19 protein-coding genes are annotated in these 20,947 nt (G+C 71.1%); 12 read left to right on the top strand and 7 right to left on the bottom strand.

The window, feature by feature from the left end:
• The first annotated feature begins 43 nt into the window (after positions 1-43).
• Together IZR01_RS06180 and IZR01_RS06175 are read left to right on the top strand one after the other, a co-directional pair.
• Entirely contained in the window at positions 44-1,378 is a 1,335-nt protein-coding gene (locus IZR01_RS06180; protein ID WP_194923227.1) for a sensor histidine kinase, read from the top strand.
• Positions 1,375-2,040: a response regulator gene (locus tag IZR01_RS06175; protein ID WP_194923226.1), complete on the top strand. Its 666-nt coding sequence runs from the start codon at positions 1,375-1,377 to the stop codon at positions 2,038-2,040. Before IZR01_RS06180 ends, IZR01_RS06175 begins: the two co-directional genes overlap by 4 nt.
• Positions 2,041-2,076: 36 nt before the next feature.
• On the opposite strand, the gene IZR01_RS06170 is transcribed toward IZR01_RS06175, so the two are convergent.
• A complete protein-coding gene (locus tag IZR01_RS06170) occupies positions 2,077-2,586 on the bottom strand; it encodes a carboxymuconolactone decarboxylase family protein (RefSeq protein ID WP_194894765.1) in 510 nt (169 codons plus the stop codon).
• 47 nt (positions 2,587-2,633) lie between these two features.
• On the opposite strand from IZR01_RS06170, the gene pdxR reads away from it, so the two are divergent.
• A complete protein-coding gene (gene pdxR, locus IZR01_RS06165) occupies positions 2,634-4,169 on the top strand; it encodes a MocR-like pyridoxine biosynthesis transcription factor PdxR (protein ID WP_194923225.1) in 1,536 nt (511 codons plus the stop codon).
• Between the two features lie 113 nt (positions 4,170-4,282).
• Positions 4,283-4,957: a Crp/Fnr family transcriptional regulator gene (locus IZR01_RS06160; RefSeq protein ID WP_194894763.1), complete on the top strand. Its 675-nt coding sequence runs from the start codon at positions 4,283-4,285 to the stop codon at positions 4,955-4,957.
• A 139-nt stretch (positions 4,958-5,096) separates the two neighbouring features.
• Here the strand turns inward: IZR01_RS06160 and bagB are convergent, their stop codons facing one another.
• Positions 5,097-6,239 (bottom strand): ArsA family ATPase, encoded by a 1,143-nt coding sequence (gene bagB, locus IZR01_RS06155; RefSeq protein ID WP_194894762.1) that lies wholly within the window; start codon positions 6,237-6,239, stop codon positions 5,097-5,099.
• The gene (bagA, locus tag IZR01_RS06150) at positions 6,236-7,231 is read right to left on the bottom strand and encodes an ATPase BagA (RefSeq protein WP_194923224.1); all 996 of its coding nucleotides are present in this window, start codon (positions 7,229-7,231) and stop codon (positions 6,236-6,238) included. Before bagA ends, bagB begins: the two co-directional genes overlap by 4 nt.
• A 116-nt stretch (positions 7,232-7,347) precedes the next feature.
• Between bagA and IZR01_RS06145 the strand changes: the two genes are divergently transcribed.
• The 5 genes from IZR01_RS06145 to IZR01_RS06125 all read left to right on the top strand — a co-directional run bounded on the left by IZR01_RS06145 (position 7,348) and on the right by IZR01_RS06125 (position 11,406).
• Positions 7,348-8,922: a serine/threonine-protein kinase gene (locus IZR01_RS06145; RefSeq protein WP_228554693.1), complete on the top strand. Its 1,575-nt coding sequence runs from the start codon at positions 7,348-7,350 to the stop codon at positions 8,920-8,922.
• Between the two features lie 35 nt (positions 8,923-8,957).
• On the top strand, positions 8,958-9,122 hold the full coding sequence (gene sp36 / locus IZR01_RS06140; protein WP_194894760.1) for a Sp36 family protein: 165 nt from the start codon (positions 8,958-8,960) through the stop codon (positions 9,120-9,122).
• A 3-nt stretch (positions 9,123-9,125) separates the two neighbouring features.
• Positions 9,126-9,584: a RidA family protein gene (locus tag IZR01_RS06135; protein WP_194894759.1), complete on the top strand. Its 459-nt coding sequence runs from the start codon at positions 9,126-9,128 to the stop codon at positions 9,582-9,584.
• Positions 9,585-9,716: 132 nt separating this feature from the next.
• A complete protein-coding gene (locus tag IZR01_RS06130; protein WP_194923223.1) occupies positions 9,717-10,586 on the top strand; it encodes an NUDIX hydrolase in 870 nt (289 codons plus the stop codon).
• A 13-nt stretch (positions 10,587-10,599) separates the two neighbouring features.
• Positions 10,600-11,406 (top strand): MBL fold metallo-hydrolase, encoded by an 807-nt coding sequence (locus IZR01_RS06125; protein WP_228558962.1) that lies wholly within the window; start codon positions 10,600-10,602, stop codon positions 11,404-11,406.
• A 72-nt stretch (positions 11,407-11,478) separates the two neighbouring features.
• Here IZR01_RS06125 and IZR01_RS53000 read toward each other — a convergent pair whose 3' ends face one another.
• Positions 11,479-11,880 (bottom strand): WhiB family transcriptional regulator, encoded by a 402-nt coding sequence (locus tag IZR01_RS53000; protein ID WP_194894756.1) that lies wholly within the window; start codon positions 11,878-11,880, stop codon positions 11,479-11,481.
• A gap of 383 nt (positions 11,881-12,263) precedes the next feature.
• Between IZR01_RS53000 and IZR01_RS06115 the strand changes: the two genes are divergently transcribed.
• Complete coding sequence (locus IZR01_RS06115) at positions 12,264-14,504, top strand: transglycosylase domain-containing protein (RefSeq protein WP_194923222.1); 2,241 nt, start codon at positions 12,264-12,266, stop codon at positions 14,502-14,504.
• 139 nt (positions 14,505-14,643) lie between these two features.
• Complete coding sequence (locus tag IZR01_RS06110) at positions 14,644-15,594, top strand: hypothetical protein (protein WP_194923221.1); 951 nt, start codon at positions 14,644-14,646, stop codon at positions 15,592-15,594.
• On the opposite strand, the gene IZR01_RS06105 is transcribed toward IZR01_RS06110, so the two are convergent.
• Genes IZR01_RS06105 through IZR01_RS06095 form a run of 3 tightly spaced genes read right to left on the bottom strand, consistent with a single transcriptional unit; the run spans position 15,527 to position 19,308 of the window.
• Complete coding sequence (locus tag IZR01_RS06105) at positions 15,527-16,294, bottom strand: SDR family NAD(P)-dependent oxidoreductase (RefSeq protein WP_194923220.1); 768 nt, start codon at positions 16,292-16,294, stop codon at positions 15,527-15,529. The two genes, IZR01_RS06110 and IZR01_RS06105, sit on opposite strands and share 68 nt — an antisense overlap.
• A gap of 2 nt (positions 16,295-16,296) precedes the next feature.
• A complete protein-coding gene (locus tag IZR01_RS06100; protein ID WP_194899461.1) occupies positions 16,297-17,721 on the bottom strand; it encodes a hypothetical protein in 1,425 nt (474 codons plus the stop codon).
• A 57-nt stretch (positions 17,722-17,778) separates the two neighbouring features.
• On the bottom strand, positions 17,779-19,308 hold the full coding sequence (locus IZR01_RS06095) for a YfcC family protein (protein ID WP_194899460.1): 1,530 nt from the start codon (positions 19,306-19,308) through the stop codon (positions 17,779-17,781).
• Positions 19,309-19,389: 81 nt separating this feature from the next.
• Here IZR01_RS06095 and IZR01_RS06090 point away from each other — a divergent pair.
• Positions 19,390-20,947 (top strand): CocE/NonD family hydrolase (locus IZR01_RS06090; RefSeq protein WP_228558961.1); only part of this gene is annotated, 1,558 nt, incomplete at its 3' end.

Here is a 20,947-nt window from a genome sequence, read left to right as displayed (position 1 = left end):
GTCAGCGTCGGATCTTCCACCCATGGCCGGGGACAGGAGAACAATGACCTCCGTGACGGAGGCTCCGCGGACCGCGCGCGGCGGCGCGGACGGGCTCGGGTTCAACCGCAGGGAACTGCTGACGGTGGCGGCCGTGGTCGCCGGCCTGGTCGTCTACGGGCACGCCGATCTGCACCAGCGCTTCGACCAGGCGCACGCGGTGTGGCGGGCCGGCGCCGAGGACGCGTTCGCGTGGCTGTTCGCCATCATCCGCGCGCTGCCGATCCTGTGGTGCCGGCGGTTGCCGCACACCGCGTTCGCCGCCACCCTCGCGGCCTGTGCGCTCGCCGGGGCGGCCCTGGCCTCGGTCGTGGGGATGCCGCTGCCCTGGTCCGTCTGGCCGTGGTCGCCGTCCAGCCAGCTGTGCGTGCTGGCCGCGCTGGTGGTCGCGGGCCTGGAGGTCGGGCGGCGCCGGACGATCGAGCTGGCCGGGGCGTACTTCCTGATGACGCTGTTCCTGGAAGCCGTCCGCCCGGGTTACGGCCTGGGGCCCAGCCTCGGAGCCGTCGTGGCCGGCTCGGCCCTGGCGATCGGCGGCCTGGAACTGCTGCGCGACCGGCGCGACGCCCGGCAGGCGCTGGCGGTGCAGGAGGAGCTGACCGAGACCGAGCGCACCCGCCGCACGCTGCTGGAGGAGCGGGCCCGCATAGGTCGCGAGCTGCACGATGTGGTGGCGCACCACATGTCGCTGATCGCGGTGCAGGCCGAGACCGCACCGTTCCGGATCACGGGGCAGAGCGCTGAGACCGAGGCGGAGTTCCGCTCGATCAGCGCGGTCTCCCGCGAGGCGTTGAACGACATGCGGAAGATCCTCGGCCTGCTGCGGGTCGGCGCCACGCAGGCCGAGACCGCGCCGCAGCCGCGGTTGGCCGACGTCCCCGCGCTGGTCGAGGAGGCCGGGGCCGGACTGGACGTGTCCGGCGGCCTGGAGGACGTCGCGCCGCTGATCGGGGTCACGGCGTATCGGGTGGTGCAGGAGTCGCTGTCGAACGCCCGGCGGCACGCCGGCGGGGCCGAGGTCTCGGTCCGGATCGCGCGCACCGATGAGGAGGTGCGGATCGAGGTGCGGAACGGGCCGCCGGCGGGGGACTCTCAGCAGGCCGCGGACGAGACCCAAACCGACGAAGTTCCCGAGGAAGATTCCGAGGCCGATCAGAAGGCTGATCGGCCGACTCCCCAGAAGACCGATCAGGCCGACCAGACCGACCAGACCGACGGCCAAGGCATCACCGGGATGCGCGAACGCGTCGTCCTGGTGCACGGTGAGCTCGAGACCGGACCGACCGCGAACGGCGGCTTCGCCGTCACCGCCACCCTGCCGCTGGAGAGCGAAGCGTGAGCATACGAGTCCTGATCGCCGACGACCAGGCGATGGTCCGGGCCGGCTTCGGCGCGCTGCTCGCCTCCCAGCCCGACATCGAGGTGGTCGGCGACGCCGCCGACGGGGCCCAGGCGGTCGCCGAGGTGGCCGAGCACGAGCCGGACGTGGTGCTGATGGACGTGCGGATGCCGGTCATGGACGGGCTGGAGGCGGTACGGCGGATCCTGGCCGACGGCCCGGACCGGCCCCGGGTGCTGATGCTGACCACGTTCGACCTGGACGACTACGTCTACGCCGCGCTGCGGGCCGGGGCCAGCGGCTTCCTGCTCAAGGACGCGCCGGCCGCGGAACTGATCCACGCGGTGCGGGTGGTGGCGGCCGGCGACGCGCTGCTGGCACCGTCGGTGACCCGGCGGTTGATCGCCGACTTCGCGTCGCGCCGACCCGTCGAACAGCGGAACCCGGCCGCGGTCTCGGCCCTGACGCCGCGCGAGCTCGACGTCCTGCGGCTGATCGCCCGCGGCCTGTCGAACCAGGAGATCGCCGCCGATCTGGTCCTGGCCGAGCAGACGGTGAAGACCCACGTCTCGCGGATCCTCACCAAGACCGGGCTGCGGGACCGGGCCCAGGCTGTGGTGCTGGCCTACGAATCGGGTCTGGTGACGGCGAACAGCCGATGAGCCCCGTGGCTCACCGGCTGTTGCTGCACACCACGCTCAGTCCTGCGCGCCGCCGGACAGCTCCCACGGCCGCGCGGTGGCCCCGAGCCGGTTCCACAGGTTGATGATCCCGATGTGCCAGACCAGCTCGGCCAGTTCCTTCTCCTCGAAGTGCGCCGCGGCCTCGTTCCACACCGCGTCGGACACCTCGCTGTCGGCCAGCCGGGTCACGGCCTCGGTCAGGGCCAGCGCCGCGCGCTCGCGGGCGGTGAAGTAGGGGGCCTCGCGCCAGACCGCGACCAGGTTCAGCCGGCGCCAGGTGTCGCCGCCGGCGGCCGCGTCGCGGGAGTGCATGTCGACGCAGTAGACGCAGCCGTTGATCTGCGAGGCCCGCAGCTTCACCATCTCGCGCAGCGGCTTCTCGATGCCCGACTCGCCGGCGGCCCGCTCCAGGCCGTTCATCGCCTTCGCGATCCCCGGCGCGAGGTCGTCGACGGCGAGACGGACGGCGGGCTTCACGTATTCGGTGGGCTGCGTTGCTTCGTTGACTGCTGTGTTCGTTGTCATGACTATGACGGTACGCGGGTTGTGGACCGTTGTTAGGATCCAATCTGATGGCTGAATACTGGTCCACTTTGGACGTCGATCTGCACCTGTCGGTCGACCCGGCCTCCGGCCGCCGGGTCGGTCTGGAGCATGCGCTGCGCGAGGCGATCCGGGACGGCCGGCTGGCCGCCGGGACCCGGCTGCCCTCGACCCGGACGCTGGCGGTCGAGCTCGGGCTGGCCCGCGGGACGGTGTCCGCGGCGTATGACCAGCTGGTCGCCGAGGGACAGCTGGTCGCGGTGCGGGGGTCGGGGACGCGGGTGGCGCAGGCCGCGGCCGGAGCCGGAGCCGGAGCCGTCGAACGTGGCTCGCCACGCGCGGCGCCCGCGACCACCCCCGCGCATCCGACTGCTCCGGCCCTGTCGACCACACCGCTCGGGTCGGGCGGGGAATCGGTGAGCCGGCCTGGTGGCGCCCCGGCCAGGCCCTTCGCCCTGTCACTGCGGCCAGGCACCCCCGACCTGTCGCACTTCCCACGCGCCGCCTGGCTGCGGGCCGGCCGACGCGCGCTCAACGCCGCCCCGAACGACGTCTTCGGCTACGGCGATCCGCGCGGCCGGGTCGAGCTGCGTCGGGCGCTGGCCGAGTACCTGGGCCGGGCCCGAGGCGTGCTCGCCGACCCCGAGCGCATCGTCATCGTCTCCGGCGCGGTGCAGGGCCTGGCGCTGCTGGGGCAGGTGCTCGGCGGCGTGGTGGCGATGGAGGACCCGTACATTCCGCTGTTCCACGGCGTGGTGCGCTCGAACGGCGCGCAGGTGCTCCCGCTGCCGGTCGACGACGACGGCGCCCGCGTCGACCTGCTGTCCGGGCGCCGGTACCGGGACGTCGGCGCGGCGATCGTGACCCCGAGCCACCAGTACCCGATCGGCTCGACCCTGCACCCGGCGCGCCGCCAGGCCCTGGTGGAGTGGGCCCGCGACGGTCGGCGCCTGATCGTCGAGGACGACTACGACGGCGAGTTCCGCTACGACCGGCAGCCGGTCGGCGCGGTGCAGGGCATGGCGCCGGAGCGCACCGTCTACCTGGGCACGGCCTCGAAGACCCTCGGCCCCGGGATCCGGCTGGCCTGGATGGTGCTGCCGGAGCACCTGATCGGCCCGGTCACCGAGGCCAAGCTGCACGCCGACCACCAGTCCGAGGCGCTGGGCCAGGTGACGCTCGCGGAGTTCATCACCTCCCACGACTACGACCGGCACATCCGGGCCGCGCGCCTGCGCTACCGCCGACGCCGCGACCTGCTGGCCGAGCGGCTGCACACCCGGGCCGGGCGGCCGGCGGCCGGCTTCGCGCTCGGCGGCATCGCGGCCGGGCTGCACGCTCTGGTCCGACTTGAGCCGGCCGGGATGAGTGAGGAGGAAGTCCTGCGGCGCGCCGCGGAGTTCGATCTCGAGCTCGAAGGACTCGGCGGACTGTGGCACACGCCGAACACTTTTGCGAGCTCCGCCCCACGTCCGCAGGGCATCGTGGTCGGTTTCGGCTCCCCCACCGAGGCCGCCTACCCGCGGGCCCTGGACGCGTTGGTACGGACGCTTTCGTGGAGATGACTACTCATACGGTCTAATGGACATCGCACAATAGCCGGACCCGGCGTGCTGCGCAGGCGCTCCCTGCGTCACACTGGTCTCGGAACAGCACTGCCTTTTAAGAGGAGATATCCGTGGACGACGTACTGCGCCGTACGCCCCTCTTCGCCACGCTCGACGTGGACGCGGCGGCGTCGCTGCGCGCCTCCATGAACGAGATCGAGCTGGCCCGAGGTGAGCTCCTGTTCCACGAGGGCGACCCCGGGGACTCGCTGTACGTGGTCCTGCGCGGGAAGATCAAGCTCGGCCGCACCAGCGGCGACGGGCGGGAGAACCTGGTCGCGGTCCTGGGCCCGGGCGAGATGTTCGGCGAACTGTCCCTGTTCGACCCCGGCCCCCGCTCCGCCGGCGCCACCGCCCTGGTGGACTCCACCCTGCTGGGCCTGAGCTCGGACGAACTGACCCCCTGGCTGGCCACCCGCCCCGACGTGGCCCGCGCCCTGCTGCGCGCGATCGCCCGGCGCCTGCGCCGCACCAACGACTCGATGTCCGATCTGGTGTTCTCAGACGTCCCCGGGCGCGTGGCCAAGGCGCTGCTGGACCTGTCCGCGCGCTTCGGCACCCCGGCCGAGGACGGCATCCACGTCGCCCACGACATGACCCAGGAGGAGCTGGCCCAGCTGGTCGGCGCCTCCCGCGAGACGGTGAACAAGGCCCTGGCCGACTTCGCCGGCCGGGGCTGGCTGCGGCTTGAGGCACGGGCCGTGGTGCTGACGAATGTGGAGCGGCTGAGCCAGCGATCACGGTAGGACCCGCGTTGGTTTTGTTGGTTGGCCCAATCCGGCCCGGCCGCCGTGGGGTGGGCCGGGCCGAATACCGCCGGATCGGCGGACCTGAGCCGGTGCTTAGGGAACCTGAGCCGGTGCTCAGGGAACCTGAGCCGGTGGCTCAGCCGGCCAGCAGATCCCCGGCCAGCCGCAGCCCGTCCAGATCGTGGATGTCCCCGGACTGAGCCGGAATCTCGGCCACGGCGACCCCCGGCTGCGAGGCCGTGAACCGCTCGGCCAGCCGCCGCTCGCGGGCGGCCAGCCGGACCCGCTCGGCATGCAGCCGCAGCAGGCCGGCGGCCAGGCGCGGGTCGGCGGAGTCGGCGTCCAGTTCCTCGGCCGCGGCCAGGGCCTTCTCGGCCGACAGCTCCGGAACGGTGACCGGGTGGACCCGGTTCAGGATCAGACCGGCCAGCGGCATGTTCTCGGCGGCCAGGCGCTCGGTGAAGTAGGCGGCCTCGCGCAGGGCGTCCGGTTCGGGGGCGGCGACCACCAGGAAGGCCGTGCCCTCGGCTTGGAGGAGCTGGTAGGTCTCCTCGGCGCGCTGGCGGAAGCCGCCGAACATCGATTCCAGGGCGCCGACGAAGGTCTGAACGTCGTGCAGGAGCCCTGAGCCGAGCAACTTGTTCAAGGCCATGGTGGCGATGGAGAAGCCCGAGGCCAACACCTTCAGGGCGAAGCCGCCGCCGGCCTTGGCCGGGGCCATCAGCACCTTGATCAGCTTGCCGTCCAGGAAGCTGCCCAGGCGGTTGGGGGCGTCCAGGAAGTCCAGGGCGGAGCGGCTGGGCGGGGTGTCGACGATGATCAGGTCCCAGCTGCCGGTCTCCTCGCCCGTGCGGCGCAGCTGGCCCAGCTTCTCCATCGCCATGTACTCCTGCGTGCCGGAGAAGCCCGCGGACAGCGACTGGTAGAAGGGGTTCTGGAGGATCTGCTCGATACGCTCTGGATCAGCGTGGTTCTCGACGATCTCGTCGAAGGTCCGCTGCATGTCGAGCATCATCGCGAACAGCCGCCCGGCGCCCTGGACGCCCTCGACCTCGCGCGGGTTGTTGTCGAGCTCGGTCAGGCCGAGCGACTGCGCCAGCCGGCGGGCCGGGTCGATGGTCAGCACCACGACGTCGCGGCCCTGTTCGGCGGCCCGCAGGGCCAGGGCCGCGGCGACGGTGGTCTTGCCGACGCCGCCGGAGCCGCAGCACACGATGATCGAGGTCGCCGGATCGGTCAGCAGGCCGTCCACGTCCAGCCGTTTCGGGGTCCCGCTCACGCCGCCTCCCCGATCGCCGCCGCCGCGGACAGCGCCGCGGCCAGCTCGTAGAGTCCTCCGAGATCGATGCCGCCGCCGATCTGCGGCAGCTCGACCACCGGCTGCCCGGCCCCGTCCAGCGCGCGCCGCTCGACCTCTTCCAAGGTGAGCCGTTCGGCGTGCTCGCGGCCCAGCACCGCCAGCGCGTGGGTCTCGTCGGTATCGATGCCGTAGGGCCGCAGCAGCGCCGCGACCCGCTTCTCGGCCGCCGTGCTGACCGCCGCACGCTTGCCGATGGTCAGGTGCGCGGTGCGGACCATGTTGACCAGGATCGCGCCCACCGGCAGACCGGCGGCCCGCAGCTCCTCGACGCCGTCCAGCGTCTCCTGCACCGGCATGTCCTCCAGCACGGTGGTCAGGTGGACCGCGGTCTGCGGCGAGGTCAGCACCCGCATCACCGCCTCGGCCTGGTTCTTCACCGGGCCGACCCGGGCGAGCCCGGCGACCTCGGTGTTCACGTTCAGGAACCGGGTGATCCGGCCGGTCGGCGGGGCGTCCATCACCACGGCGTCGTAGGCGAAGGCGGCCCCGGGCCGGTCGGCCGCGGTGCGCCGGACCGCCTCGCAGGCCTTGCCGGTGAGCAGCACGTCCCGCATGCCCGGGGCGACGGTGGTCGCGAAGTCGATGGCCCCGAACCTCTTCAGCGCCTTCCCGGCCCGGCCCAGTTTGTAGAACATGTCCAGGTACTCGAGCAGCGCCTGCTCGGGATCGATGGCCAGGGCGAACACCTCGCCGCCGCCCGGCGCGATCGCGATACTGCGCTCCTCGTACGGCAGCGGCGCGGTGTCGAAGAGCTGCGCGATCCCCTGCCGGCCCTCGACCTCCACCAGCAGCACCCGGCCCCCGCCCTCGGCCAGCGCCAGGGCCAGCGCCGCGGCCGCCGTGGTCTTCCCGGTACCGCCTTTTCCGGTGACGATGTGCAGGCGGCACTCCGGCGGCCAGGGTCGGCTCATGGCCCCAGCCTAACCATGCGGCGCACACTCCTGGGACGGTCTACCCCTGGCGCTAGTGTGGGCGGGCGTTGTATGGCTGATGCTTATCAGGGAACTTGGCCGAGGGGGGCCCACAGATGAGCGACGACGTCGACACCGAGCAACTGGCGCCACCGGAGCGGGTGATCGCAGAGCGTTATGTTCTGCGCACGGAGCTCGGCCGGGGCGGCATGGGCGTGGTGTGGCGGGCCGAGGACCGGGTCATCGCCCGGCCGGTGGCGGTGAAGGAGATGCGGCTCGCGGACGGGGTCACCACCTCTGAGCGGGCCGAATTCGAACAGCGCATCCTGCGCGAGGCCCGCACCGCCGGCCGGCTGAACGACCCGTCCGTGGTGACCGTCTACGACGTGGTCCACGACAACGGCTCCGTGTTCATCGTCATGGAGCTGGTCGAGGCGCCGACCCTGGCCCAGCTGGTCCGCCGCTCGGGCCCGCTGTCCCCGCGCGCCGTGGCCGACATCGGCCGCCAGGTGCTCTCCGCGCTGGAGGCCGCGCACGGCGCCGGGATCGTGCACCGCGACGTGAAGCCGTCGAACATCATGGTCGGCCAGAACGGCCGGGCCAAGCTCACCGACTTCGGCATCGCCCAGGCCGTGGACGATCCGACGCTCACCAAGACCGGCGCGGTCATCGGCTCCCCGGCCTACCTGGCCCCGGAGCGGCTGTCCGGCCAGGAGGCCAGCGCGGCCTCGGACCTGTGGTCGCTCGGCGCGGTGCTGTACTTCGCGATCGAGGGCAAGCCCGCGTTCGAGCGCGACACCACGGCCGCGACGTTCGGCGCGGTGCTGAACGAGGTGCCCTACCTGACGAACGTGCAGGGCCCGCTGGCCGCCGCGATCTCCGGGATGCTGGCCATCTCGCCGGCGGGTCGGCTGACCGCGCCGCAGGTGCGGACCCTGCTAGACGCCGCGGCCGCGGACAGCACCAAGGCCATGCCGCAGGGCACGATGGTCATGCCGGCCGACGGGACACCCACGGCGACGATGAGCATCGGCGGACCGCCGCCGGAGAACGGGGCGGCGGCGGGCATAGCCGTGACTCCTGCGGCGAAGCGGTCCTGGGCCAGGATCGCCGGGACGTTCGCGGCGGCGGTGCTGGTCACCGCGGCGGTCGCGGGCTTCGCCGGGTACGGCACGGGATCGAGTTCGGGCAAGAAGCAGGCGCAGAAGGCCGAAGCTCAACCCTCTGACGCAGTGAAGGTGTACACACTCGGCGGGCCGGGCGCCGATTTCCCGAGCCTGCAGATCACCAGCACCAACACTTGCATGAGCGGCCCGCCGTTCATGCCCGGCACCCCGACGTACCAGAACGGCGACTGCACGAAGTCGCACGACTTGGAGCTCTACTTCCAGACCGACCTCATCAGCTCCACGTTCGACTATGTCTCGGGCTCGACCGACAGCCCCAAAGTCCCCTATCCCGGGGTGGCCGAGCTGACCAGCCTGGCACGGCAGCTGTGCTGGTCCGACCGGGCGATGACGCAGTCGTGGACCGCCCCCAAGAACAGCGAGTACACCTATTACGCGCTCATCCCCAGCCAGAACCTGTGGGACGGCAAGAACCTGCCCAGCGACTGGACCCCCGACGACCAGGTCTCCTGCCTGATGACGAACGCCACGGGCCAGCAGCTCCCCGCCGATATGAGCCAGTAGCGGGTCTCTACTCCGGCGCCCCTTAGGCTTGCCCCATGACCAAGTGGGAATACGCGACAGTGCCGCTGCTGGTTCACGCCACCAAGCAGATCCTCGATACCTGGGGAGAGGACGGCTGGGAACTGGTGCAGGTGGTCCCGGGCCCGAACCCGGACCAGCTGGTCGCCTACCTGAAGCGTCCGAAGACGACGGAGTCCTAAGACATGACCCACCCCGAAGAGAAGCTCACCGAGCTCGGCCTGAAGCTGCCCGAGGTGGCCGCCCCGGTCGCGGCCTACATCCCGGTGCTGCGCAGCGGCAACCTGGTCTACACCTCCGGTCAGCTGCCTATGGTCGAGGGCGCGCTGCCGATGGTCGGCAAGGTCGGCGCCGAGGTCAGCCCGGAGGACGCCAAGGCCCTGGCGCAGCGCTGCGCGCTGAACGCACTGGCCGCGGTGAAGTCCGAGATCGGCGACCTGGCCAAGGTCAAGCGGGTCGTGAAGGTGGTCGGGTTCGTGGCCAGCGCGCCGGACTTCACCGGTCAGCCCGGGGTCGTCAACGGCGCCTCCGAGCTGCTCGGCGCGGTGTTCGGCGAGGCCGGCCGGCACGCCCGCTCGGCGGTCGGCGTGGCGGTGCTGCCGCTGGACGCGCCGGTCGAGGTCGAATTGACCGTCGAGGTCTGAACCGAACCGGCGGGGGACCAGGCTAGACGATTGATTCCTGGGGGTTCCGGCTAGCAGGACCGCCAGCTGACAAGCAGTTTTGCGTTTCGCGCCGGTACCCCCAGGAATCAATCGTCTAGGGAAGGGAAACGCATGTCGCAGCAAGGCGGGGACTACATAGCCCCGACCGGCAGCCGGCTCAGCGCGAAAGTGCCGGAGGGCTGGGAAGCGCAGATCGCCGCCTACGAGCGCGGCGAGTTCAGCCCGGTCCCCCCGAAACACGCCGCGACCGTGGTGCTGCTCCGTGACTGCGCGGACACCCCGCCGGACGTCTACCTGCTCAAGCGGGCCGCGTCGATGTCCTTCGCCGGCGGCTTCTACGCCTTCCCCGGCGGCCGGGTGGATCCGCGCGACGCGGACGCCGACATCGCCTGGGCCGGACCGTCGGCCGCCCAGTGGGCCCGGCGGTTCGGCAGCGACGAGGCCGAGGCCAGGGCCCTGCTGTGCGCGGCGGTCCGGGAGACCTTCGAGGAGTCCGGAGTGCTGTTCGCCGGGGCCGACGAGCACTCCGTCGTCGCCGACACCACGGACGAGGGCTGGGAGGCCGACCGGCGGGCCCTGGTTTCACGGGAAACATCGCTGGCCGGGTTCCTCGCCAAGCGCTCACTGGTGCTGCGCACCGACCTGCTCGGCGGCTGGTCCCGCTGGATCACCCCGGAGTTCGAGCCCCGGCGCTACGACACCGCGTTCTTCGTCGCGGCGCTGCCGGCCGGGCAACGGACCCGAGACGTGTCGGGGGAGACCGAATCAACCATCTGGATGCAGCCCCGACAGGCTATTGACGACCACATCGCGGGCCGGGCCCTGATGCTGCCGCCGACCGTCACCACGCTGCGCGAGGTGCACGGCTTCGGCACCGCGCAGGAGGCGGTCGCCAGTGCGGCCGACCGGCCGCTGAAGCCGATCATGGCCACGGTCCGGAAACACGACGACGGCAACTGGCATCTGGAATGGGAACTGTGACGGCGGGGCGAGGATGACCGACCTGATGAAGCCGGGGGTCCACCCGGAAGCCGGGACCGAGCGCGCGACGCTGATCCTGGCCTCGAACGCGAACCCGATGACCCTGGACGGCACCAACACCTGGCTGCTCGCCGAGCCCGGAGCCGGCCGCGCCGTGGTCGTCGACCCGGGACCGCTCGACGAGGAGCACCTGCGGCTGGTCCTGGCCACGGCCGAGGAACGGGACCTGCGGATCGGGCTGATCCTGCTGACCCACGGCCACTTCGACCACTCCGAGGGCGCACCGCGACTGGCCGAGCTGACCGGCGCCCCGGTGCGCGCACTGGACCGGCAGTTCCGGCTGGGCGACGAAGGGCTGGTCGGAGGTGATGTGGTGGCGATGGACGGGCTGCGGCTGGACGTGGTCGCCACCCCGGGCCACAGCGGCGACAGCCTGTGCTTCGTCCTGCCCGACGACCGCGCGGTGCTGACCGGCGACACCATCTTGGGCCGGGGCACGACCGTGGTCGCCCATCCCGACGGGCGGCTGGGGGACTACCTGGACTCGCTACGCCGGCTGCGCGATCTGGCGGCCGCGCACGAGGTCGAGACCGTGCTGCCGGGCCACGGCCCGGTGCCGGCCGACGCGCTGGGCGTCGTCGATTTCTACCTGGAGCACCGCCGGCAGCGGCTGGAGCAGGTGCGGGCGGCGCTGGCGGCTGGCGACCGGAGCGCCGACGACGTGGTGGCCCGGGTGTACGCCGACGTGGACCCGGCGGTGCGGTTCGCGGCCGAGATGTCGGTGCGGGCCCAATTGGAATACCTCAACGCCGAGGGTTGAGGATAGGCAGGAGGTGAGCGGGCCCGTCAGGGCCCGCACGATCATCGCTGCCAGTGCGCCCGCGGATTGTGCTCAGGCCCGGCCGAACGAACCGGCCTCACTGCGCTGCCGCGGGATCGCGGCCTGCGCGGCCGCGGTGGCGAACCGTGGGTCGACCTCGGTCGTGCTGAGGTCGCCTCCGTTCCGCTCGGCTCCGCTGCGCTCGTAGTGCTCCTTGGCGGCCTCCAGAAACTGCCGCCAGGAGCGCACCTCGGGACGCCGCCGGAGCAGCGCGCGCCGCTCCCGCTCGGTCATCCCGCCCCAGACGCCGTACTCGACGCGGTTGTCCAGCGCGTCGGCCAGGCACTCGGTGCGCACCGGGCACCCCGAGCACACGGTCTTCGCCCGGTTCTGAGCTGCTCCCTGCACGAACAGCTCATCCGGATCCATGCCGCGGCACGCCGCCACAACGGTCCAGTCCTCTACCCAGCTCATCGCCGGTGCCGTCCTCTCGCAAAGATCGAGCTCCCCCAACGGCGGAGCCGACAGCGGCCCTTCCCCTACCAACCCCACCGACCGCGCACCGTCGGCGTCCGCGGACCCGGACGCTGCTGGTGTGCCGGCCGGCGTCGGCCGCCCCCGGACCGACCGGGGGGTCGGGCCCGAAACACGTCCGCGCTGGTGGAAGGGTCATTCTCGGCAGCCAATCAGCACAATACGGAAGATCCCGAGAGCGCAACAGTCCCCGATGTACTCAATTCCTATGGTCCTTTGTGACTAGATCGCCGCAGATGCCGCACCCACCGGCGCCGGACGCGTTCACCCGGGGACTGCTACCGGCCCACCTGGGCCGAGGTTGACGTCGTAGTCTGTCCCCCATGGCTTCGCACCCGCCCCGGCCCTTCCGCGGCAGCGGTCCCCTGCGCGCCCTGTTCGGCCTGTTGATGATCAGTGCGCTGGCCGGCGTGCTGGTGGCCGGGATGGCACTGCCCTTCGTCGGCACCGCGGGGCTGGCCGCCAAGAGCGCATCGGACCACTTCGAGGACATCCCGGACGACCTGAAGACCCCGGACCTGCCGCAACGCTCGCAGATCCTGGCCTCGGACGGCTCGGTGATCGCCACCGTCTGGGGCGACTTCGGCAACCGGGTGATCGTGCCCTTCAACGCCATCAGCCCCAACGTCTGGCAGGCCCTGGTGGCCACCGAGGACTCCCGGTTCTTCCAGCACGGCGGCATCGACATCAAGGGCACGATGCGGGCCTTCGTCTCCGACCTCGGCGGGTCGAACCAGGGCGGGTCCTCGATCGCGCAGCAGTACGTGAAGAACGTCCTGGTGCTGGAAGCCGGCAACGACAAGGCCAAGTACGCCGACGCCACCGGCGACTCGCTGGCCCGCAAGATCCGCGAGCTGAAGTACGCGATCGCCGTGGAGCAGAAGTTCTCCAAGGACGAGATCCTGGAGCGCTACCTGAACCTGGTGCCGTTCGCCGAGAACATCTCCGGCATCGAGACCGCCGCCCAGCGCTGGTTCGGGGTGCACGCCAGCCAGCTCACCGTGCCGCAGGCCGCGACCCTGATCGGGATGCTGAAGAACCCGGTCGCCTACGACCCGGCCGAGCACCCGATCGCCGCCACCGACCGGCGCGACACGGTGCTGGACCGGATGGCCGACCCGACGGTCCACTACATCACCCCGCAGCAGGCCGCGGCCTACAAGGCGATGCCGCTGGGGCTGAACCTGCAACCGCAGCACTCGGGGTGCATCTACGCCTCGGGCAGTTCCGCCTTCTTCTGCGAGTACATCGAGCAGGAGATCCTGAACGACCCGATATACGGAAAGACCAAGGCCGACCGCGCGGCCTTCTTCAACCGCGGCGGTCTGACCATCAAGACCACCATGGACCCGAAGATGGAGGCGGCCGCCCAGAAGGCCGTCAACGACAACGTCCTGGCCACCGACCAGCCGGGCGCGGCGATCGCGATGATCCAGCCGGGCACCGGCCAGATCAAGGCCATGGCGCAGAGCCGGAACATGGGTACCGGCGAGGGTGAGACCTATCTGAACCTGGCCGCCGACCCCTCGCACGGCGGCGGCAACGGGTACCAGGCCGGCTCGACTTTCAAGTCCTTCGTCGCGATGGCCGCGATGGAGAAGGGGCTGACCCCGCAGTACGTCCAGGACCTTCCGTACCAAATCGACGAGACCCAGAGCAAGTTCTCGGTCTGCGACAACCCGGCGGGCTTCACCCAGGACAAGACCTGGAAACCGACCGACGAGACCCAGCAGGAGGCGGGTCCGCAGACCATGACCAGCGCGTTGTGGAACTCGGTCAACAACTACTTCGTCAAACTCGAGGAGCAGACCGGCATCTGCGAGCCGGCCCGGCTGGCCGCGGCCGCCGGCCTGACCATCGACAGCGACGACGGCACCGGCAAGCGGCTCCAGCAGGTCGGCTCGTTCACCCTGGGCACCAACCAGGTGACGCCGATCGCGATGGCCAACGCCTACGCGACCTTCGCCGCGCACGGCGTGTACTGCCAGCCGACCGCGGTCGCCTCGATCACCGACACCTCCGGCAAGCAGTACCCGGTCGCCACCCCCGACTGCCGCCAGGCCATCGACCCGTCGCTGACCGACCAGCTGTCCGGGATGCTCCAGGGCGTGGTGGACAAGGGCACCGCCTCGAAGATCCGCGACTACTTCTCGGGTCCGGCGGCCGGTAAGACCGGCACCAACGACAGCCGCCTGATGACCTGGTTCGACGGCTACACCCCGAACCTGGCGGCCGCGGTCTGGGTCGGCGAGGTCTCGCCCAAGGCCGGGGACAAGGGCCTGGTGAACGTGAAGATCCACGGCCAGTACTACCCCGCGGTCTGCGGTGGCTGTCTGGCCGCGCCGATCTGGGGCGAGGCGATGAACGGCGCGCTGGCCGGCACCACGGTGCCCGCCTTCTCGATGCCGGAGCTGCCCGGCGACATCCCGCCGCCGACCCAGCCCACACCGCCGCCGACGACGGGTCCGCCCGGCCAGACCACCGGCGGCCCCGGCGGCCAGCCGGGCGGCCTGGACGGCGGCCTCACCGGCGGCTTCATCGGCGGTCTGGGCGGGCAGCAATAACCGGGCAAAAGGATCTCGACGGGGCGTGCAACCAATCGGCTGCGCGCCCCGTCGAAGTTTCATGGACAGACGCGGATCCGCCGGCGGACCGGCCGGCCAATCAGGGACACGACGGCGTCCGGCCCGAGGCTGGATCGGCATGGGACTGGCGGCGGTGGCCGTCGCCGCCGGGGCGGCGGCCGGGGCTCAGGCCTCCTCGGCCTCATCAGCTTCCTCGGCCGGCTCGGCGGCGCCCGGCGGCGATTCGGCGGCGGCGCCGGCGGCGTTGTCCTCGGCGAACGATCCGCACGAAGTGGCGGCCCAGCGCGAAGCGGCCCGGATCGTCACCACGTTCCAAACGCCGCCGGGCACGACCAAGGCTTCCACCCGGCCCGATCCGGTGCCGTCCGGTTTGCAGGGCCCGCCGCTGCGGTCCGCCGCGGCGACCCAGGCCACGGCCGTCGCCTGGTACTACAGCCCGGAATCACCGGATCAGGTACTGGCGTGGGTATGGGCCCATCCCCCGACCGGATCGTCGTGGTCCGGATCGGGCAGCGGTTCGGTCGGACCGAGCTTCCTGACCTTCTCCTACCCGACCCCGCAGAGTTCGCTGATCGTGACGCCGCAGAGCGGTCCGGACGGCCGAACGGTCATCCGGCTCGACGCCTCGGTCGTCTGGAATCCGTTGCGGGACCAGTCGACGCTGCTCGGCTACGGCGCGACGTCGGTGTCCGTGGTCACCACGAACCAGCTGAACCCGCGTCAGCAGCTGCCCGCCGCCGAAGCCGTCCTGAAGACGAGCACCGATCCGGCGGTAGTCCACAAGGTCGTGGACCTGCTCAACGCCCTGCAACCGCCGATCCCGGGAACCCGGCACTGCGCGATGGACGACGGCACCCGGGTCCGGATCACGCTGCCGGGGGAGGCGACGGTGGACGCGAACCCGGTCGGCTGCGACGAGGTCACCGTCACCCCGCAGGGCGGGGCGCCGGAGAACTTCAGCGGCGGCGACCTGGTGCCGCAGATCTACGCGTTGTTCGGCGTCACTTGGAGCCGATCGTCAGATCTCCCAGCAGGTACTGGAACGACCGGGGCATTCGGGACCCGGTGATCGTCGCGAGCGCCAGCACCCGGCTGGAGATCCGCACCGGCTTGCCCGCCGCGACCGCGGCCAGCCCGCGCGCGACTATCGACTCCGGCGACTGCCAGAACAGCTTCGGCAGCCGGTTCTCGAAGCCGTGGTCGGTGAGCGGCGTCGGCGAGGGGCCGGCCACCAGCGCCGTGACGTGCACGCCGTGGCGGCGGGTCTCCCGGTGCAGGTTCTCGCTGAACGCCAGGACGAACGCCTTGCTGGCGCCGTAGGTCGCGGCCCGCGGCGTCGGCGAGATGGCGGCCAGCGAGGAGAGGTTGAGGATGCCGCCGTGGCCGGCCTCGATCATCCGCGGCAAGGCGGCGTGGCTGAGCCGCAGCAGGGCCGTGACGTTCAGGTCGACGTGGTTGACCTGGCCCTCGACCGGCATCTTGGCGAACTCGCCGGTCAGCCCCACCCCGGCGTTGTTCACCAGCAGGTCGACCGGCTTCGCGGGGTCCCGCAGGCGCTGCTCGACCACGGCCAGCCCGGCCGGGTCGGTCAGGTCGGCGGGCAGGACCTCGGTCTCGGTGCCCAGTTCGGCGGCCAGCTTCGCCAGCCGCTCCCCGCGCCGCGCGACCAGCACCAGCGCCGTGCCGCGGGCGGACAGCTGCCGCGCGAAGTGCTCGCCGAACCCGGACGACGCCCCGGTCACCAGGGCTCTGGCATACGTCTGCTTCATCGTCACACCGGCTGGTCGACGTGGTCGGTACGGAAGGCGATCGCCGCGCGGCCGGCCGGGTCGAACAGGTCCAGCAGGCCGGTCAGCGGCTCGTCGGGGACGTCGGGCGTCCACAGCTCCAGCGCCATCTCGCCGTGGTAGAGCATCTGCCAGCGCACGTAGGAGCGGGAGTCGGCGGCGTCGTTGATCGCCTGGGAGCGCCGCACGGTCGCGGCGGCGACGTCCACCATCAGGTCGGTCCCGCAGCCGAAGCCGTAGGGGTACAGGGCGCGGTCCGGCGCGATGCTCTCGATCAGCGTTTCGTCCGCCTCGTCGACCCCGACGTGCGCGTGCAGTCCGCCGCGCACCGAGGGCACCTCGACGGTGCCGTTCGGGTCCGGGCGCCATATACCGCCGGCGTCCTTGCTCACCTTGATCTTCGGGGCCGCGGCCATCAGCGAGCACACTTCCCAGGCCTCGACCGACGGTCCCTTCTGCCCCGCGCCACCCACTTCGAGCAGCCGCAGCCGGCCGCCGTCCAGCTGGTGGTCCACGACCACGACGTCTTCAGGCCGCAGGTCTCGCTTGTCGACCTCGAAGCTGCCGGACGCGGTGACCACCAGCGCCTGCAGGTCGGGGTCGAAGACGAACATCATGCCTTCGCTGAACCCCTTGATGCCGAGGTAGCGCTGGTAGGCGGCGGCCATGGTGACCGACACGTAGTCGGAGACCCGGTGCGGCGGGGGGAGCAGGCCGAGCCGGCCCATCCGGCGCCCGGCGGTGACCAGCACCCGCGGCGACGCCGCGGCCTCGAAGGAGGCGGTCGGCACCGAGTCCGGGACCCGGTCCAGCCGGTCGTTGACCTCGGTGGCACAGGCCGCGGCGACCAGCCGGTCGCGGATGTCGCGCACGACATCGGTGGTCACGGAGGGGTGGCCGCCCTCCATGGTGCACAGGGTGGCTTCCAGGATCTCGCCGGTCTCCGGATCCGGATACACGAAGAGCGTCTTGGGCGCCCCGACCCGGGCCATCAGCACCCGGGCCAGCTGCACCACTTCCAGGTGCTTGGCCGCGGCCAGCGGCTCGTCGACTTCGAACACCCCGACCAGGTTCCGCACCCCGCCGCGCACGTCGCCGGTGCGCCGCAGGCTCACCATCAGCGGCGGGTACTGCTCGACCACCCGGTCCAGCAGCGAGCCGGGACCGGCCGGCACGGGTATGTGAACCAGCAGCACGTCGAGCTCGGCGCGCTTGCCGGCGCCGGCCACCGAGATGGGCCGGCCCACCTCGTGGCCCTGGTCGGCGAACGCCTTGCACAACTCGTCGAGGAACGACTGGACCGGCCCCTGACCCGGGGCTACGGCGTCGACACGGCAGATCCGCCACCAGGGAAGCGCCGCCAGATCGAAGCGGTCAACCCCGTCGGCGCCATGCAAGAGATCGAGCATGGACCGTACGCTACCCGAGGGACGGGGATTACCCCATTAGGGTGAGAACTTTCCCGGCTAACCGATCGCCGCACCGGCCGCCAGGAAGCCGCAGATCAAGACGAACATCACAGCCAGGTACGGCAGGATGAACCGGATGTACTTGTCATAGCCGACCTTGGCCAGCGTCAGCCCGCCCATGATGACCGCGCTGGTCGGGACGAACAGGTTCATGAAGCCGTTGGAGACGCACCAGGCGGTGACCACCAACGACTTCGGCACGTTGGCGAACGCGGCCAGCGGCGCCATGATCGGCATCACCAAGGTGGCGTGCCCGGAGGTCGACGGGATCAGAAACGCCAGCGGCAGGTTCACGACGAACACCAGGATCGAGAACACCGCCGAGGTGGTGCCGTGCACGGCGCCCTCCAGCGCGTGCAGCACGGTGTCGGTGATCTTCGCGTTGTTCATGATCACGGTGATCCCCCGGGCCAGCGCCACCACCAGTGCCGGCGAGATGAAGTCGGCGGCCCCGGAGATGATGGTCCCGGACAGCTTGGCCTCGCTCATCCGCCCGACCACCCCGATCACCACGCCGCCCAGCAGGAACATCGCGGCCAGCTGCGGGAACGACCAGTCCAGCTGCCAGGAGTAGGCGGCCGCGTCCGACTTGCCGGTGATCACCGAGGCCCACGGGATCACCGAGAAGATCATCAGCGCGAAGGTCAGGCCGGTCACCGCCAGCGCGGCCTTCTGCGTTCCGGTCAACGGCTCCGGCTCGTCGGCCGATTCGGCCGCCACATCGTGGTCACCCGGCAGGAAGCCGACCACCGAACGGTCCGGGGTGACGCGCACCCGCGAGGCGTAGCGGACCACGAAGGCGATCGTCACCGCGGTGAGCACCACCAGCATCAGGCCGCGCAGCACGATGCCGTCGCCGATGGAGATCCCGGCGGCCGCGGAGGCGACCCCGATGGCGAACGGGTTCACCGTCGAGCACAACACGCCGACGCCGGAGCTGAGCAGGATCGCGGCCACGGCCACCATCCGGTCGTAGCCCAGGGCCAAGGACAGCGGCACGATCAGGCCGTAGAAGCCGAGCGTCTCCTCCGACCAGCCCTCGACCGAGCCGAGCAGCGCGAACACCGCCATGATCGCGATGATCAGCAGCGCCCCGCGGTCCCGGAGCCGGTGCGCCAGCCGGCCGATGCCGGTGTCCAGCGCCCCGGTGGCGAACAGGACGGTGATGAAGGCGCCGATGGCCAGCACGAAGAAGAACACGCCGACGCTGCCGTAGAGCGAGCCGTCGTTCTCGGTGGAGACCTGACCGCTCTTCGCGTCCAGGAGCCCGTACAAACCGTTGACCGGCGACATCGCCAGGTTGCTGAGCCGGCCGCCGAAGGACAGGGGGGAGGAGATGCGGTGGTAGGTGCCCTGGACCGGATTTCCGGCCTCGTTCTTCTGGTACTCCCCGCTGGGGATGAAGAACGCCGCGATCCACACCAGGACGGTCACGATCGCCAGCACCGTCATCGCGCTGGGGAAGGGCCGCTTGCGCGCGCCGCCGGTCTCCTGCTCGTCGTGCTCGCCCTGCTCGGTGTCCGTCATGCACCGAATGTCACAGAAAGCGAGCACCGAATGGGTGAGGCTCGCAAGCCGGTGCGCTTTCCGGGTGGAACTTTGGAACACATGAGCCACCCGGTCCGCGTCCTGCGTCATGTGTGGATTCCGATGCGCGACGGCGTACGGCTGTCGGCACGTATTTGGTTGCCGGCGGACACCGAGGAGCCACAGCCGGCGGTAATGGAATACATCCCCTACCGGAAGAACGACGGCACCGCGCCCCGCGACCTGACCCTGCACGCGGCCTTCGCGGCGGCCGGCTACGCGGCGATCCGGGTCGACAACCGCGGCAGCGGCGACTCCGAGGGCATCATGCTCGACGAGTACCACCCCACCGAGCAGGACGACGCGCTCCAGATCCTGCAATGGCTGGCCGCGCAGCCCTGGTGCGACGGCAGCGTGGCGATGATCGGCAAGTCCTGGGGCGGCTTCAATGGCTTGCAAGTCGCAGCCCTGACCCCGCCCCAACTGAAATGCATTATCACCGTCTGCTCCACCGACGACCGCTACGCGGACGACGTCCACCACCTGGGCGGATCACTGGTCGCCTCCGAGGCCCTGCCCTGGGCCTCGACAATGCTCTGCTACAACGCGCGACCGCCGGACCCGGACGTCGTCGGCCCGGGCTGGCGCGCCGAATGGTTCCGGCGGATGGACCGGACTCCGTCCTATATCGGCACGTGGCTGGCCCATCAAAGGCGTGATGACTACTGGAAGCACGGCTCGGTGATCGAGGATCCCTCGGGCATCAAGGCGGCGGTGCTGGCGGTCGGCGGCTGGGCCGATCCCTACCGCGGAGCGGTGTTCCGCCTCCTCGACGAACTCACCCCGCTGGGCACTCCGGTCAAGGGTCTGATCGGCCCCTGGGCCCATACATATCCGCACCAGGCGAGCCCCGGACCGGCGATGGATTTCATCGGCGAATGTTTGAAATGGTTTGACCGATTCCTCCGCGAAAACGCGGACCAGGATGAAGAACTGCCCGCACTACGGGCTTGGATGCCGGACCCGGCGCCATTCGGATCAGACCTGGACGAACGCCCGGGACGCTGGGTGGTCGAACCGACCTGGCCCCCACCGAACGCGGAAAAACAGGACCGGCACTCTTGTCGTTTGATCGGCCGCCACCTGCACCTGCACGAACCGACCGCCGGCTCCCTGACCGCCACCGGCGACGAAGCCGTCCTGCGCTCACCCCTGGCGATCGGCTCCGCGGCCGGCAACGTCCTGCAGTTCGGCGACCTGGCCGGACGCCCCGGCGACCAGGGCGCGGACGACGGCCGCTCACACACCTTCACCTCTTGCCCGCTCCCCGCACGCCTGGAGATCCTCGGCCCGGCCACCGTCGAACTCCTGGTCGACGCCGACCAGCCCAGCGCCCAACTAGCCGTCCGCCTCTGCGAAGTCACCCCCGACGGCGCCTCCCGCCTGGTCACCACCGGCGCCCTGAACCTGACCCACCGCACCGGCCACGAAGAGCCAGAAGCCCTCCACCCCGGCCAGCCGTACCAGGTCACCATCCCCCTGTTCGCCACCGGCCACGCCTTCGACCAGGGCAACCGCATCCGCCTGACCGTCTCAGCCGCCTTCTGGCCCTGGCTCTGGCCCTCCCCCACCCCCACCG

The organism is Catenulispora pinisilvae, from assembly GCF_015356865.1.
Taxonomy (GTDB): Bacteria; Actinomycetota; Actinomycetes; order Streptomycetales; family Catenulisporaceae; genus Catenulispora; species Catenulispora pinisilvae.
Note: the sequence above shows the minus strand (reverse complement) of the source record. Positions and strands in the feature narration are given on the sequence as shown.